At 62.2% G+C, this 15,492-nt stretch carries 14 protein-coding genes; 10 read left to right on the top strand and 4 right to left on the bottom strand.

All coding sequences use genetic code 11. The features are described from left to right. Window positions 1-44 precede the first annotated feature (44 nt). The 4 genes from ABTV29_RS22660 to ABTV29_RS22645 form a co-directional block, all read right to left on the bottom strand. Window positions 45-1,715: a protein kinase domain-containing protein gene (locus tag ABTV29_RS22660; RefSeq protein ID WP_433766885.1), complete on the bottom strand. Its 1,671-nt coding sequence runs from the start codon at window positions 1,713-1,715 to the stop codon at window positions 45-47. Between the two features lie 7 nt (window positions 1,716-1,722). Continuing rightward, the gene (locus ABTV29_RS22655) at window positions 1,723-2,934 is read right to left on the bottom strand and encodes a nitrate/nitrite transporter (protein ID WP_433766884.1); all 1,212 of its coding nucleotides are present in this window, start codon (window positions 2,932-2,934) and stop codon (window positions 1,723-1,725) included. 311 nt (window positions 2,935-3,245) lie between these two features. Beyond that, the gene (locus ABTV29_RS22650; RefSeq protein ID WP_090323954.1) at window positions 3,246-3,821 is read right to left on the bottom strand and encodes an ANTAR domain-containing response regulator; all 576 of its coding nucleotides are present in this window, start codon (window positions 3,819-3,821) and stop codon (window positions 3,246-3,248) included. A gap of 15 nt (window positions 3,822-3,836) precedes the next feature. Continuing rightward, a complete protein-coding gene (locus ABTV29_RS22645; protein WP_433766883.1) occupies window positions 3,837-5,048 on the bottom strand; it encodes a CmpA/NrtA family ABC transporter substrate-binding protein in 1,212 nt (403 codons plus the stop codon). Between the two features lie 226 nt (window positions 5,049-5,274). Between ABTV29_RS22645 and ABTV29_RS22640 the strand changes: the two genes are divergently transcribed. Genes ABTV29_RS22640 through ABTV29_RS22595 form a run of 10 tightly spaced genes read left to right on the top strand, consistent with a single transcriptional unit; the run spans window position 5,275 to window position 15,486 of the window. Beyond that, a complete protein-coding gene (locus ABTV29_RS22640) occupies window positions 5,275-6,009 on the top strand; it encodes a helix-turn-helix domain-containing protein (RefSeq protein ID WP_433766882.1) in 735 nt (244 codons plus the stop codon). 4 nt (window positions 6,010-6,013) lie between these two features. Further along, window positions 6,014-7,681: a type III secretion system outer membrane ring subunit SctC gene (gene sctC / locus ABTV29_RS22635; protein WP_433766881.1), complete on the top strand. Its 1,668-nt coding sequence runs from the start codon at window positions 6,014-6,016 to the stop codon at window positions 7,679-7,681. Beyond that, window positions 7,678-8,784, top strand: a complete 1,107-nt coding sequence (sctW, locus tag ABTV29_RS22630) for a type III secretion system gatekeeper subunit SctW (protein WP_433766880.1) — start codon at window positions 7,678-7,680, stop codon at window positions 8,782-8,784. The genes sctC and sctW overlap by 4 nt, the downstream gene beginning before the upstream one ends. 23 nt (window positions 8,785-8,807) lie before the next feature. Then, window positions 8,808-10,859 carry an EscV/YscV/HrcV family type III secretion system export apparatus protein gene (locus ABTV29_RS22625; RefSeq protein ID WP_433766879.1) on the top strand — a complete coding sequence of 684 codons (2,052 nt, stop codon included), beginning with the start codon at window positions 8,808-8,810 and terminating at the stop codon, window positions 10,857-10,859. Between the two features lie 13 nt (window positions 10,860-10,872). Then, entirely contained in the window at window positions 10,873-11,280 is a 408-nt protein-coding gene (locus ABTV29_RS22620) for an Invasion protein B family (protein WP_433766878.1), read from the top strand. Beyond that, a complete protein-coding gene (gene sctN / locus ABTV29_RS22615) occupies window positions 11,277-12,563 on the top strand; it encodes a type III secretion system ATPase SctN (protein ID WP_433766877.1) in 1,287 nt (428 codons plus the stop codon). Before ABTV29_RS22620 ends, sctN begins: the two co-directional genes overlap by 4 nt. Further along, a complete protein-coding gene (locus ABTV29_RS22610; protein WP_433766876.1) occupies window positions 12,547-13,002 on the top strand; it encodes a type III secretion protein in 456 nt (151 codons plus the stop codon). Before sctN ends, ABTV29_RS22610 begins: the two co-directional genes overlap by 17 nt. Beyond that, complete coding sequence (locus ABTV29_RS22605) at window positions 12,999-13,901, top strand: invasion protein (RefSeq protein WP_433766875.1); 903 nt, start codon at window positions 12,999-13,001, stop codon at window positions 13,899-13,901. Before ABTV29_RS22610 ends, ABTV29_RS22605 begins: the two co-directional genes overlap by 4 nt. Continuing rightward, window positions 13,898-14,830 (top strand): FliM/FliN family flagellar motor switch protein, encoded by a 933-nt coding sequence (locus ABTV29_RS22600; protein WP_433766874.1) that lies wholly within the window; start codon window positions 13,898-13,900, stop codon window positions 14,828-14,830. The genes ABTV29_RS22605 and ABTV29_RS22600 overlap by 4 nt, the downstream gene beginning before the upstream one ends. Further along, window positions 14,827-15,486 carry an EscR/YscR/HrcR family type III secretion system export apparatus protein gene (locus tag ABTV29_RS22595; protein WP_433766873.1) on the top strand — a complete coding sequence of 220 codons (660 nt, stop codon included), beginning with the start codon at window positions 14,827-14,829 and terminating at the stop codon, window positions 15,484-15,486. The genes ABTV29_RS22600 and ABTV29_RS22595 overlap by 4 nt, the downstream gene beginning before the upstream one ends. Window positions 15,487-15,492: the final 6 nt, after the last annotated feature.

The raw sequence follows: 15,492 nt of genomic DNA, 5'->3' as shown, positions 1-15,492 counted from the left end.
TGTCCTCATTTGCAATGTCCGTCGATTCATCATCACGAACCCTGTCAGCCATGAAACAGCGCAAACATCAGCGCCAGATTGATCAATAACGAGCCCAACGCCAGTGCGCGCCATACCTTCAACGGCTCGCGTTCCAGCAAGGGCCTGGGACGTACGCTCAAACTGCGGCGTTCGCCCTGTTCCATCAGCAGCAACCATTCCTCCGCCGTTTCAAAACGCTGGGCCGGATCCGCCGCGACCGCACGCTCCAGGCACTGCGTGAGCCATTCCGGCAGATCCGGGCGATAGCGGCTGGGGTTGACCGGCACCCCGAAGCGCGGACGCTGGAAGGCTTCGATCTCGCCGTAGGGATAGTGTCCGGTGAGCAGGTAATACAAGGTCACACCGACCGCATACAGATCCTGTTGCGGTGTCGGCCTTTCTGCGCGAAACGCTTCCGGCGCTATGTAGCTGGGGGTTCCGGGCAGGGTGCAGGGCTGGTCTTCGGACAGGCCGGGGCACCAGGCCAGGCCGAAATCCAGCAGGCGCAACTCGCCGTCGTCCCCCAGCAGCAGGTTTTCCGGCTTGATGTCGCGATGCAGAATCTGCCGTCGATGCAGCAGGCCGACCGCCTTGAGCAGGCGTTCGGCCAGGTCCCTCCACTGGGCCAGCGGCAACGGCCCGACCTGCGTGAACAGTTGCGCCAGGGTCGAACCTGCGTATTCACGCATCACGTAGTACAAATGCTGACGCTGGCTGGCGACATGGACTTCAGGAAAATGCCGCCCCGCGACCCGCTTGAGAAACCATTCTTCCGACAGCAACGCTTGCCCGGCCAGGTGATCGTCGCGCAGCGCACCGGGCAGGGTTTTCAGCAGCCAGGGTTGCTGTTGAGCGTCACGCACCCGGTACAGCAGCGACTGCCGACTCTGGCCAAGGATGGTTTCGACATGCCAGCCTTCGAAGTCCTGGCCCGGTTTCAGCGCCGGTGGCAGCGGCCATTGCTGCAAATGAATCAGCGCATCGCCGATGCTGGTTTCTCCCAGGGCATCGACCCGCACCAGCATGGCGCTGGCGTTGTCCTGGCTGCCGGCCAGGTGCGCTGCGTTCACCAGGGTTTGCGCAGCGCTGTCGAGATCCGGCTGATCGCGCAGAATCGCCGCAATCGCGGTATCGCCCAGCACCGCCCAGACCCCGTCGCTGAGTAGCACAAAGCTCTCATCGACCCGCAGTTCACCGTCGAGGAAATCCAGCACCAGATGCTGATCGAGCCCCAGTGCGCGCTTGAGCACGTGCTGCATGCCCGGTTGATCCCAGACATGGTCTTCGCTGACTCGCTGTAACTGATCGGCATGCCAGCGATACACTCGGCAATCGCCGACATGGGCCAATGTGAAGCGACGGCCACGCATGACCAGCGCACTGACTGTGGTCAGCAAGGGTTGCCCGCCGCCGTTGGCCTGCAGCCAGCGATTCTGGGCCAACAGCAGGCGATCCAGCGCCTGGGCGACGCCCCAGGTTTCCGGGGTGGCGTAGTAGTCCAGCGCCAGGGCCTGCAAGGTCGAGCGGGCGGCCAGGCCACCATCAGCGCACTGGCTGACGCCGTCGGCGATGGCGAACAGGTAGCCCTTGCTCGCGGCCAGTGCCGGGGCCGGCGTGACCAGGCGCAGGGCGTCCTGGTTCTCCTCGCGCGGACCGATGGCGCTGGCTTCGGCAAAACTCAATTGCAGGCTCATGGCGACTTCAGACCCGCGCAGCCGTGACGGCGGCCGAACCCCAGGTGGTTCTCCAGCGACGTTTCACACCGTGCAAGCCGAACCAGGCGAGAACCGCGAGGCTGGCGAACAGCCACAGCGCCAGTTGGTAGCTGCCGGTGCTTTGCTTGATAGCGCCCATGCCGGCCGCGAGGGCAAAGCCGCCGATGCCGCCGGCCATGCCGATCAGCCCGGTCATCACCCCGATTTCCCGGCGAAAGCGCTGTGGCACCAACTGGAACACTGCGCCATTACCGGCCCCCAGGCCGAGCATGGTGCACACAAACAGTGCCAGGGCAGCGTAGGAGCTTGGCAGATTGAAACCCACGGCAGCGATGCAGATTGCCGCCACGGTGTACATCGCCAGCAAGGTGCGGATGCCGCCGAAGCGATCCGCCAGGGCACCGCCCAAAGGACGCATCAGGCTGCCACCGAACACACAGGCAGCGGTGTAGTAGCCGGCGGTCACCGGGCTCAGGCCGTACTGGTCGTTGAAATAGCCGGGCAGGGCGCTGGCCAGGCCAATGAAACCGCCGAAGGTCACGCTGTAGAAAAACATGAACCACCAGCTGTCGCGGTCGCCCAAGGCCTTGAAGTAGTCGGCCATCGACTTGGCTTTTGGCCGCTCCGGGGCATTTTTCGCCAGCCAGGCAAAGACGATCAGGGTCAGGACCAGCGGGATCAGGGCGAAGCCGAAGACGTTGCTCCAGCCGAACGCCGCGGCCAGTACCGGCGCAATCAGCGCGGCCAGGACAGTGCCCGAGTTACCGGCCCCGGCGATGCCCATGGCCTTGCCCTGGTGCTGCGGCGGGTACCACTGCGAGGCCAGGGGCAGGGCCACGGCGAAGGACGCGCCGGCCATGCCGAGGAACAGTCCCAGCAGCAGCGCTTGCTCGTAGCTGTGGATGCCGAGCTTCCAGGCGCCGAACAGCGCGCAGATCACGATCACCTGGCCGATCAGGCCGGCGGTTTTTGGTGACAGTCGATCGGCCAGCATCCCCATCACGAAACGCAAGACCGCGCCGGCCAGAATCGGCGTAGCGACTACCAGCCCGCGTTGCTGGGTGGTCAGGTGCAGGTCGGCCGCGATCTGCACCGCCAGGGGGCCGAGCAGGTACCAGACCATGAAGCTCAGGTCGAAGTAGAGGAAGGCCGAAAACAGGGTCGGGGTATGGCCGGATTTCCAGAAGCTTGAATTCATCGCGCACCTCAGCTGAAAGGAGTCTCGAACGGGAGTCAGGTGGGGCGCCGCCGGGCGGCACCACCGGCCCCGGGCAATGGGGCCAGAACAAAAAAACGCCGCTACCCGACTTGCCTGGGCAAATGGGGTGAGCGACGTCTTTGTCGTTGGTGGGGCAACCGCCGTTGGTTACCTGTGGGTAATGCTTAGCGAGATTTGTGCCATGTGCCGGTTTTTTATGTCGTGGTCGAAAAGATCGCAGCCTTCGGCAGCTCCTGCAGGGGATCGCATTTCAAATGCAGGAGCTGCCGAAGGCTGCGATCTTTTGAGGTTCAACCCAACAACTCACTCATGGCAATAATCTGCTCCGCCACCTGAATCAGCTTCTGCTGGCGGCTCATGGCCTGGCGGCGCATGAGGGTGTAGGCCTCTTCTTCGTTGCAGTCCTTCATCTTCATCAGCAGCCCCTTGGCCAGCTCGATGCGCTTGCGCTCGGCCAGTTGCTGGTCGCGGGCATGCAGTTGCGCGCGCAGGGCCTGGTCACTTTCGAAGCGCGCCATGGCCACGTCGAGAATCGGCTGCAAGCGCTGTGCGTGGATGCCTTCGACGATGTAGGCACTGACGCCGGACTTGATCGCCTGGCGCATCACGTCGGGGTCGTGTTCGTCGGTAAACATCACGATGGGGCGTGGCTGGTCGCGGCTGACCAGCACCACTTGCTCCATGACATCGCGGCCCGGTGACTCGGTATCGATCAAGATGACGTCCGGACGCACCGTTTCGACGCGTTCGGGCAGGTCGATGGTCAGTCCGGATTCATCGATCACCTCGAAGCCGGCTTCCGTCAGGGCCGCTTTCAGGCGCCCGACTTTTTTCGCGGTGTCGTTGATCAGCAGGATACGCAACATGGTCGTGGTCTCCTGTCAGCGGCTGGCGAGTCGATGGGCGTTGTCGCTCATCGCGTGCAGTTTGAAACCACGGGCATAACCGACGGGATCGGAGCCGTCCCAGACCTTGCCGTCGATCAACTGGCTGCTGCGCATTTCCTGGCTCGGGGAGGCGACACCCACGGCGCTGGCGGCCTCACGGTACAAGTTTAGTTGCTGGACCTGGCGGGCCACGCTCAGGTAATCCGGGTCGTCACGCAACAGACCCCAGCGGCGGAACTGGGTCATGAACCACATGCCATCGGACAGGTATGGAAAGTTGACCTCGCCATCACCGTGCAAACGCAAGGCGTGCGGATCCTGCCAGCGATTGCCCAGGCCGTCGGCGTAGTCGCCCAGAAAGCGCGGTTCGATGCAGTCCAGCGGAGCATCGAGGTACTGCGGCGCACTCAGCAGTTGCGCGGTGCTGCGGCGATTCTCGGTGCTCTCTTCGATGAAACGACTGGCTTCGAGGATCGCCATCACCAGCACGCGGGCGGTATTGGGGTATTGCTCGACGAAGGCGCGGGTGCAGCCGAGGACTTTTTCCGGGTGATCGGGCCAGATGGCCTGGGTCGTCGCCAGGGTGAAGCCCAGATCCTGTTGCACCGCACTTGCCGACCACGGCTCACCGACGCACAAGCCGTCGATGCGGCCCGCTTGCAGGTGCGCAACCATTTGCGGCGGGGGCACCACCACGCTGTCCACATCCAGCAACGGATGAATGCCCTGGCTGGCGAGCCAGTAATACAACCACATGGCGTGGGTGCCGGTGGGAAAGGTCTGGGCGAAGGTCAGCTTTGAGCGAGTTTGGTGCACGTGCCGGTGCAGTGCTTCAGGACCGGTCACGTCCAGCCCCTGCAAGGCACGGGAAAGATGGATGCTCTGGCCGTTCTGGTTCAGGCCCATGAGCACGGCCATGTCGGTCGGGGCGACGCCGCCGATGCCCAGGTGCACCGCGTAGATCAGGCCGTACAGGCTGTGGGCGGCATCGAGTTCGCCGCTGACCAGATTGTCCCGCAGGTTGGCCCATGACGACTGGCGCTTGAGGTTCAGGGTCAGGCCGTAGGGCTGGGCGAAGCCCTGGGTGGCGGCGACCACCACCGAAGCGCAGTCGCTCAGGGCCATGAAGCCGAGATTGATTTCGCGCTTTTCCGGAGCATCGCTGCCATTGACCCAGGCCAGAGGGCCGGCTGATGGTTCGTTCATCGTCTGTTCACCTTGCAAAAAAAAGCGCCGTCCCGGGTCCCTGCACGCGCAAGGCCGAGCGACGACGCCATTGTCCTGGCACGCATCCCGCCGTTGGCATGTGTGCTGATGTCCGAACGGCTGCAAGGCATATGCCAGCCAGGGTTTCATCAGTTTTGCATCAGGATTGCGCGCGCCATTTCTTTCATCCTGTCGAGCTACATCGAAAGGTCCAAAGGAGGTTGGCGTGCACATCGAATCATCCAGCGCCACAGGTTTTCCGGATACCCGTTCCAGCGATCGGGTACTGCATCTGCGTGTCAGCCAATCCCCCGTTCATCTGGTCTCGAATCAGTGCGCGCAGACCTGCTCTCTCCCGGTTGGCTGGGAGGGGCTGATTGCGATCAACGGCGCATTTGAGGTCGAAGGCCGTTTGCAGTCGCAATCGATAGCGCAAGCACCGCTGATGAAATTGCAGGTGTTTATCGATCTGGGCAACGCGCTGAACGATCAACGACCTCATCAGGCGCCCTGGGCCCTGTTGCCGGTGGCTTATCCGAGTGTCGCGTCCGAGCGGGCGCTTGAGCGCTGGTACATCGCCCAGGCGATGGCCGGTAGCGAGGCCTGGCAAGCCTTCGCCAGCGTATTGCGGCATACCGAGAGTTACGGGCTTGTCCGTTTTTTGCTGGAGCAGGGCACCCGCAGCGAAAAACTGACCACCCTGGCGCAGCGCTACGGCGTTTCGGTGTCGCATTTTCGCCGGCTGTGCCGAGAGGCGCTGGGCACGGCGGCCAAGCCAGCCTTGCGTGGCTGGCGTACGGCCCAGGCGCTGCTGAACATGAGCCTGCAGGAAGGCTCCCTGACGGATGTGGCGCTGGAGTTCGGCTTTGCCTCGTCTTCGCATTTCTCCAAGGAGATCCGCGAACTGGTGGGGTTCCCCCCCAGCAGCCTGGCCGACATTACCTACCTGTCAGGCAAGTGAATCGATGAACCGCAGAATGTCCTCCCTGTCTGTCTTGCCCTTCTGGCTCGGCGCCGCGTTGCTGATCGCGCCGATTGCCGCCCAGGCCACTGTCCAGAATTTCGAGGCCCGCGAGCAAAGCGCGCGGACGTTTTTCAGCGAGCTGTCCGGATCCCTGGGCAAACCGGTGATCGTCAGCAAGGCGGCAGCGGTCAAGCGGGTTTCCGGCAGCTTCGATTTGCGCACACCGCAACGCACCTTTGAGCGAATCGCCTTGCAGATGGGCCTGATCTGGTACAGCGACGGCCAGGCGATTTATTTGTATGACGCCCCGGAAATCAAAAGCTCGATGGTCTCGCTGCAGACCCTGACCGTGGACAGGCTCCAAGGTTTTCTGGAGCGTTCCGGGTTGTACGACAGGCGTTATCCACTGCGCCACGACGGCCTGCGCACATTTCATGTGTCGGGCCCGCCGATGTATGTCGATCTGGTGGTCCAAGCGGCCGGAATGATGGATAACCAGCGCTCGGACCTGTTGCTGGGCAAGCAGCAGATCGGCGTCATCCAGGTGCGCAACACCTTTGTCAGCGATCGAAAATACGAGCTGCGTGATGACAAGGTCACCATCCCCGGGCTGGCCACGGTGATCGAGCAATTGCTGCGCGGCGAGAAACGTGAGGTCGAGCCGTCGGTGGCGCAGGTCCCGGCCCAAGGCCCAGTACAACGACCACAGGGTTTGATGCCGGCGTTTCCCCTGGAGGGTCTGGCGACCCCATCCCCGGATCAGGATCCGGCGGCACCACAAATCATTGCGCGGGACACAGCTGCCGGAAACATTCGCGTGGTGGCCTATCCCGACACCAACAGCCTGCTGGTCAAGGGTTTGCCGGAGCAAGTGCGCTTTATCGAGAACCTGGTGAGCGCACTGGATACACCGAAACGGCACGTCGAGTTGTCGCTGTGGATCATTGATCTGCACAAGGATGAACTCAATCAGCTGGGCATCAACTGGCAAGGCACGGTGAATTCGGGGGGCAAATTTTCCGCATCGCTCAATGCCGGCTCGGCGACCACCCTCGATGGCGTCTCTTTCGTGACCCAGGTCATGGCGCTGGAGCAAACCAACCGGGCCAACGTGGTCTCGCGGCCGGTGATCCTCACACAGGAAAACGTGCCGGCGATCTTCGACAACAACCGCACCTTTTATGCCCCGCTGGTGGGTGAGCGCAGTGTCGATCTGCAACACGTGACCTACGGCACGCTGGTCAGCGTACTTCCGCGTTTTGCCCAGGCGGACGAGGTCGAAATGTCGCTCAATATCGAAGACGGCAATGAGATCGAAAGCCCGGGCCAGGGTGAGCAACCCAATACCTTGCCGACGGTCGGTCGCACGCGAATCAGCACAGTGGCGCGGGTGCCGCAGGGCAAGAGCTTGCTGGTGGGCGGGTTCACCCGCGATGACAACAGCGAGCAAGTCGGACGGATACCGGTACTGGGTTCGATTCCCTGGATCGGGCGCCTGTTCAGCTATCGGCAGAGCCGCTCGGCGAACACGGTGCGGGTGTTCCTGATCCAGCCCAAGGAGATTCGCGACGCATTCGAGCCAGACAACTCGGGGCCCGCCTCGCGCTTGCTGACCCCGGAGCAGCACGAACGCGTGCGCCGCTCCTATTTTCGGGCGGCCATCCAATGATCCTGCCGCCGATATCCACGGGCGGGCGAGCTGCCCAGGCAAGGCTGAATGCCGAGAAGGCCGCTGAGCATCCGCAGCCACAGGCAGACGCCGACATCGATGTCGACGACAGCGGCATGGCCGCCGCTGTTGGGCGCTTTGTGCAGATCAGCGATGAAATGTCCGCGGCGCTCGCACAGTTTCGTGGCCGGCGGCTGTTCGAACTCAAGTCCGATGCGCTGACAGATACTTTCGAAAGAGTCCTGGAAGACGACACCCTCCCCAAGGCGCAGCAGGTGCTCAAGCTGGCACGACTGACGGATAAACCCGTGGAATGGCTGCTGCAGATGGCGCGCAGCCTGTTTCCCGATGACAGCGACCTGGCATTGGTGCTGCGAGAACTCTTGCGCCGGAAAAAACTGGAAGCACGCACCCGTCAAAGACTCGAAACGCTGTTGCAGACGGTGGTCGCCCAGGCGTCCCCCAAACGCATGAATGCCGGGATCAACGCCGCCCTCAAGGCCCGAATGTTCGGTGCAAGCATGGCGGTGCATGCGGCTCTGTTGCGCGAGACCTACCGCGATTTTCTCGAGTCCGACGAAGGCCCCGTCAGTTGTTACCAGGACTGGATCGCGCTGTACGGTGCTGCGCAACGAGTCAACGTCCTGACCTTTATCGAAGCGGCATTGCTCACCGATATCAGTGCCCAGGACCCCAGTTGTTCATGCGTGGAATTCGGTCACTTGCTGGCCCGGGTGAACGACCTCAAACGCCTGCGTTCAGCCGACGCGCTGTTCATCGGCAGTCTGCTCAATGATGCCCTCATCTGCCGGCACAACCCCCATGAGCCCGACTGGCTGGTGTTCCTGTTCGGCGTGTTGGCCTACCCCGATGAACTCGACCAACTGCTGCTTGGCGTGCTGGGCGAACGCGTGCTGTTGAGTGCGCATCGTGAGCGTTCGACCCTGTTGCAGAAGCTGCGCCGACTCAGCCTGCAACTGCCCGTGCCGCTGTTTGCCGATGACGAAGCACCGCAACGCCTGGCCCGGCAGTTCACGCAACTGGCTGACATCGCCTACGCCCACGAATGCATCGAACGGCGACGCCTGGGCGCCTACCCATGATTTTTTCCCGGAGCTGACCTGCCATGCTCAATGTGTTTTTGCGCAACGTCGGCGCGCGTCCCGAGCTGCTGATCCTGACGCTGATGGTGATGATCATCGCCATGCTGATCATTCCTCTGCCGACAGTGCTGGTGGATTTCCTGATCGGCCTGAACATCGTCATTTCGCTGCTGGTGTTCATGGGTTCGTTCTACATCGAACGCATCCTGAGTTTTTCGACGTTCCCGGCGCTGTTGCTGTTGACCACGCTGTTTCGCCTGGCGCTGTCGATCAGTACCAGCCGATTGATCCTCAGCCAGGCCGATGCGGGGGAGATCATCGCGTCCTTCGGTGAGTTCGTGATCGGTGAAAGCCTGGTGGTGGGTTTCGTGATTTTTTCCATCGTCACCATCGTTCAATTCATCGTGATCACCAAAGGCTCGGAACGGGTTGCGGAAGTCGCGGCGCGCTTCTCGCTGGACGGCATGCCCGGCAAGCAAATGAGCATCGACGGCGACCTCAAGGCTGGCGCAATCACGGCCGAGGAGGCCAAGGAAAAACGCAGCGTGCTGGAGCGCGAAAGCCAGTTATATGGCTCGTTCGACGGCGCGATGAAGTTCATCAAGGGCGACGCCATCGCCGGCATCATCATTATCTTCGTCAACTTCATCGGCGGCATGGCCATCGGCGTCGGGCAGATGGGCATGGACATGTCCACGGCCCTGTCGACCTACACCTTGCTGACCATCGGCGATGGCCTGGTGGCGCAGATTCCCGCCTTGCTGATCGCCATCGGCGCCGGCTTCATCGTCACCCGCGTCAACGGCGATGACAGCAACCTGGGGCGCAACATGCTCGCGCAAATGCTCGGGCACCCGTTCGTGCTGGGGGTGACGGCGCTGCTGGCGGTGGGTGTCGGTCTGCTGCCGGGCTTTCCGCTGATGACCTTCCTGCCCATCGCGGCCGTCCTTGCGCTGGTGGTGTTCGTGCGCCAACGCAAGGCCTCCAGGGCGCAGGGCCAGGGAGATAACCGTGTTGCACAGGCGCAGGGCGATGCGATGCCCAGCGGATCGGGCCTGCTCGATGACATCGACAACATTGCCACCGAGACCGTCGCCTTGATGTTGCTGGTGCCCACCGCGCGACTGGAAGAACTGCACAAGGCTCGATGGGCAGGGCGTTTTCGCAGTCAGTTTTTCGTCGATTACGGGCTGCGCATTCCAGAGCCGCAGATTCGTGCAAGCGAGGCACTGCCAGCGCATCAAGTGGCGGTACTGATCAACGAAGTGCGCGCCGAGCAATTCGACATCCATTTCGATCACTGGCGTCTGCTCGACTACTCGCCGCAGCTGGAACCCCTGGGTTTCGCCCTGGTGCGCGGCAGCGACAGCAATCGAATGAGCGGTGTCTGGGTCAATGCGGCCGACCGGGAGCGGGTACAGCAGCTGGGTTATCACCTGCGCCCAGCCGACGAGGAATGCTATCGCTGCCTGGTCACGCTGATGGCGCGCAATATCCAGGAGTTTTTCGGCGTGCAGGAAACCAAGCAACTGCTCGACGAAATGGAGGCGCGCTGCCCCGACCTGCTCAAGGAGGTCTATCGCCACGTCACGGTGCAGAAGATCGCCGAGGTATTGCAGCGGTTGGTCGGCGAGCGCATTTCGGTGCGCAACATGAAGCTGATTCTCGAATCGCTGGCCCATTGGGCATCGCGGGAAAAGGATCCACTGGCGCTGGTCGAACACGTTCGCGGCGCGATGGCCCGCTACATCAGCAATAAATTTGCCCAGGGCAATGACTTGCGTGTGGTGCTGCTGTCGCCGGAGTTCGAAGAGGTGGTGCGTCGAGGCATTCGGCAAACGTCGGGTGGCAGTTTCATCAATCTGGAACCGGCCGAATCGGAAGACCTGATGGACCGCCTGACCGTCGGCCTGGACAGCGTGCACATCGCGCACAAGGACTTGGTGCTGCTGTGCTCGGTCGATGTGCGGCGCTACATCAAGAAACTGATCGAGGGGCGATTTCGGGAGCTGGACGTGATGTCGTTCGGCGAAATCTGCGAAACCGTCTCCGTCAACGTCATCAAGACCGTCTGAGGAAAGCCTGTAAATGTTAACGATGGATATCGCCGATCTGCTGCGCCAAGCGCTGCGTCACAGTGGCTGCGTGGACAGCCAGATCGGGCACTTCGACAGTCACAGCACCATTGAGATGCAGATGAAGGATCTGCCCAATATCAACGTCGGCACCGTGGACGGGGAAGCCTGGGTGTGGGCGGCGGTGATGGAGTTCGGGCCGAGGCAATTGGACCGATGTGCCCCTGAGTTGTTGCGGATTCTGCTTCAAGGCTGCCCCTGGTCCCGCAGCGGGCAGTTGCATCTGTGCGAGGTAGAGGGGCAGCTCGAACTGCGCCTGTTGTGCAATGGGCGTGCCTTGGGCGATGCCAGGGACTTTGCTCAGGCGCTGGACCACTTTGTCGCGGTGGTCGAAAAGCTGTGCGGCATTCTGCGCCAATGAACGGACTTCTGGAGCGGCATGCGGCTCATCCCTTGCGCTTGAGCGGGCCCCTGATGGAAGCGGCGTTGGGCAATGTGGTGATCGGCGAAGTATGTGAAGTGCGCCGGCATTGGCGCTTGCCAGAGGTCGCGGCCAGGGCACAGGTCATCGGCTTCAAGCCAGGTGCCGTGTTGCTCAGTTTGCTGGGCGATGCGAAAGGCTTGTCCAGGGAGTCGATGATCGTGCCCACGGGCTCGACACTGCGGCTGACCTGCAGTGACGCCTTGCTCGGCAGCGTGGTCGATCCCCTGGGCACCATCGTCGAGCGCCTTGCGCCGGCTTCGACCTTTGCACAACAAGACTATCCCGTGGATGCCGACCCACCCTCGTACCAGCAGCGGCGTCCGGTGACGGAACCCTTGCACACTGGCATTCGCGTCATCGACGGCTTGCTGACCTGCGGTGTCGGCCAGCGCATCGGTATTTTCGCCGCCGCCGGCTCAGGAAAAACCACCTTGATCAACATGCTGATCCAGCACACGGACGCCGACGTTTTTGTCATTGGCCTGATCGGCGAGCGCGGGCGTGAAGTGACCGAGTTCATCGAGCATCTGCGCCAGTCCGAAAAACGCTCCCGTTGCGTGGTGGTGTATGCCACATCGGATTTTTCGTCGGTGGATCGCTGCAACTCGGCCCTCCAGGCCACGGCCATCGCCGAGTATTTCCGTGACCAGGGCCAGCGTGTGGTGCTGTTGCTGGACTCGTTGACCCGTTACGCCAGGGCCCGACGCGACCTGGCCCTGGCGGCTGGAGAGGCGCCGGCGCGACGAGGTTACCCGGCCTCGGTGTTCGATGTCTTGCCACGCTTGCTGGAACGCCCTGGCATGACCGCTGCCGGAAGCATCACCGCCTGGTACACGGTGTTGCTGGAAAGTGACGATGAGCCGGACCCGATCGCCGAGGAAATTCGCTCGATTCTCGACGGCCACGTCTATCTCAGCCGTGCCCTGGCGGCCAAGGGGCATTACCCGGCGATAGATGTGCTGCGCAGCGTCAGTCGCGTCACGACGCAAGTCACCACGCCACAGCAACAGCAACTGGCGGCGTCGACCCGGGAAATGTTGGCGCGTCTTGAGCAGCTGCAGGTTTTTCTCGATATGGGCGAGTACACCCAGGGAGCGGACGCCGCCAATGACTACGCATTGCAGCGCCGCGACGCCCTCACTCAATGGCTGCGTCAGCCCACGCGAGCATCTTGTGAACCGCAGGAAACCCTACGGAGCTTGAATGAACTCCTTGCCTGATCGCCGACGCCTGTTGGCGTTCAGTCAATTGCGTCGCCAGCGTGGCGAGCAGGCCGTGCTGCGTACGCAACAGCAATTGCAGCCGCTGCTGCAGGAGCGAGCGGGGTTCGAAGGGCAAGAGGCTGCGCTGCAGGAGCTGCTGGCCAGCCATCGCGCGAACGACTGCGTGCTGGACCACGGGCAGCTGTTGGCGCTGCTGCGAAGGCAGGCGGTCATCCGCCGGCAGATCGATTTGCTGCGTGTCGAGCGAGACCAAATGGATCAGCAGTGCCGACAGATTGAGCAGGTGTTACTGGAACAACGCGAACAGCTGCGGTGTGCGCAGCGCAAACACGACAAGTACGAGCGGTCTGTCCGGCAGTTGCTGCGTGAGCGACGGCTTGAGCAAGTGCGCCTGGAAGAAAGAGAGATTGAAGAGATGAGCGGAGTTCGGCGATGAAGGAAGTGTCTGCGGTTTTGCCTCCACCGGTCCAGGTTCCGGACCCCGTCACCGAAGGCCCTCTGGATGAGTTGCAAGAACCACTCGTACCGGCGCAAGAGGACGAGCTGCCGCAAGGTGCGCTCGAGCTGATGGCGACCTTGATCCTGCGTCATCGACCGGCGATGGAAACCGGACACGCGGTGGCCTGGTATTCGATGGCCAGCGGTCAGGAAACGGTGGAGGTCGAGCGCGGCGAAGCACGATCGCCTGCCCCGGTGGGCGTGTCTTATCCACAACCAGGCTCGTTGCCGCACAAGCCGATTCCACACCTGAAGCCAGAACCGGTCTCGTCATCGTCGCTACAACCCATGTCACAGATTTCGCCATCAACTCCACAACCGATGCCATCTGCAATCAGGGTTGAACCAGCGTTGGTCGAGAGTCCATCGAGCAGGTTCGAACCGCTGCCGGTCGAGCATCCCGTCAGTTCCAGCACGCCTTCGGCTCCCACTGTCGATAGGCAATTGTCCGAAGCCGTGGCAAGCCTTCCAACCATGCGCCATGCACCACCTGTTGCACCACCTCCCGTTGCTTCAGCAGTGATTGCGCAAGCATTGCCTGCGCTCGACCTGATGCCCGAAACCCTGCCCGGTCCGGATCGCGGCTTGCTACAGGTGCCATTCAACAGCGGTGCTGCCAGCGGGCAGGTGACGATCAGTCGAATGGCTGACGAACCGACCCGCAACCTGCTGCTCAGTCCGAGCAATGCCCTGGTCTTCGACCAAATCAAGACGGCCCTTGACCTGACTCGCGACCCCGCATGGCAATTGACCGATAACGAGGGCGAACAGCAGGGCAGGGGCTCACATCAGCCGCCCGACGAAGAGCCGGCCGAGCAGCAGGACCTGCCGGCATGAACGTGCTGAAGTTGCGTCGGGTCGACGCTCAGGCGCAGGCCGTTACGCAGTGGGTTCAACGATGGCAACGCGCCGGGCACGTTGCAGGTTTGGGCATGCCGGACCGGCAACCCGGCTATCTGGGTTTTCGCGCGCAAGGTGACGCCGCGGACTGGCGTGGGCTGGTTGACGCCCGCGACTGGCTTGATCACGCACTCCCGGCGTTGCGGTCATTGCTGACGGTCGAGTGCTCGCTGGCGAGTATCGCCGGTTTGTTTCAGGCCGTGCAGCGACCTTTGCAGCTGGGCGTGGAAGGGTTGCATGACCGGGAGCTTTGCGACATCGAGTGCCTCGTCCCGGACCAACTGCCAACCCACGATTTGCCCTGGCTCGATACGCCTCGGGGGCGAGTGTGGTTGACGCAGTTGCCATCGACACCCATCACCGCATGCGGCCCTGTGTCAGCCGATGCATGGCTGAGCGATTTGCCGCTGCGCCTGACGCTGATGCTGGGCATCAGTCACCTGCGCCCTGCGAGTCGGATACGACTGAACGAGGGCGATGTCCTGCGGATCATTCAGCGCACTCAACAGTGTTGGCTGGCGGATCTGTGCCTGGGCGCTTTCACGTTTACCGAAGGGGGATTACACATGCAAACGACCGTGGCCGATGCCAATGAACAGAACGCGCCAGAACCGCGAGAAGTGTTCGACCAGGGCGCTGTGCCGGTGCGCCTGGAGTTCGTGCTGGCTACCCATGAAACCGACCTCGCCAGGCTCTCGCAGATCATCGACGGGCAACTGATCCCGCTGGCCGACGATACCGCGCAGCACATCGAGATTCGCGCCAATGGCAAGCCTGTCGCCCGTGGCGAACTGGTGCAGCTCGACGATCAGTTGGGCGTCGAATTGCTTGAGGTCTACAGGAACTTGTCGGAACGCACGCGATGAACGACGTCTCGCTGATCGCGCTGCTGGCGTTCGCGTCCTTGCTGCCGTTTCTGGTGGCGGCGGGCACCTGCTACATCAAGTTTTCCATCGTCTTTGTCATCGTGCGCAACGCCCTGGGGTTGCAGCAGGTACCGTCGAACATGAGCCTCAATGCGATCGCCCTGATGCTGGCGATTTTCGTGATGACGCCGGTGATGAAGCAGGGCTACGGCTACTACAAGACAGAGGCGGTGGCGTTCACCGATATCGAGTCGGTGGTGAATTTCGCCGAGAACGGTTTGGGTGGCTACAAGGACTATCTGCGCAAGTACACCGACCCGGAACTGGCGTTGTTCTTCGAACGGGCCCAAGCGGTGCAGAGTGAAACCGAGGTCAGCCTGCCCGCCGATGAAGAGCTGACTCCCTCGCTGTTTTCGCTGCTGCCGGCCTACGCGCTGAGCGAAATCAAAAGCGCCTTCAAGATCGGTTTCTATCTGTATTTGCCGTTCGTGATCGTCGATCTGGTGATCTCCAGCATCCTGCTGGCGTTGGGCATGATGATGATGAGCCCGGTGATCATTTCGGTGCCGATCAAGCTGGTGCTGTTTGTCGCGCTCGATGGCTGGGCGTTGCTGTCGACCGGGCTGGTCAAGCAATACCTGACCTTGCTGGCATAGGACGGC

Source organism: Pseudomonas putida (assembly GCF_050989985.1).
Classification (GTDB): domain Bacteria; phylum Pseudomonadota; class Gammaproteobacteria; order Pseudomonadales; family Pseudomonadaceae; genus Aquipseudomonas; species Aquipseudomonas putida_AI.
The sequence above is the reverse complement of the archived record's forward strand: the minus strand, read 5'-3'. Positions and strand labels throughout refer to the sequence as shown.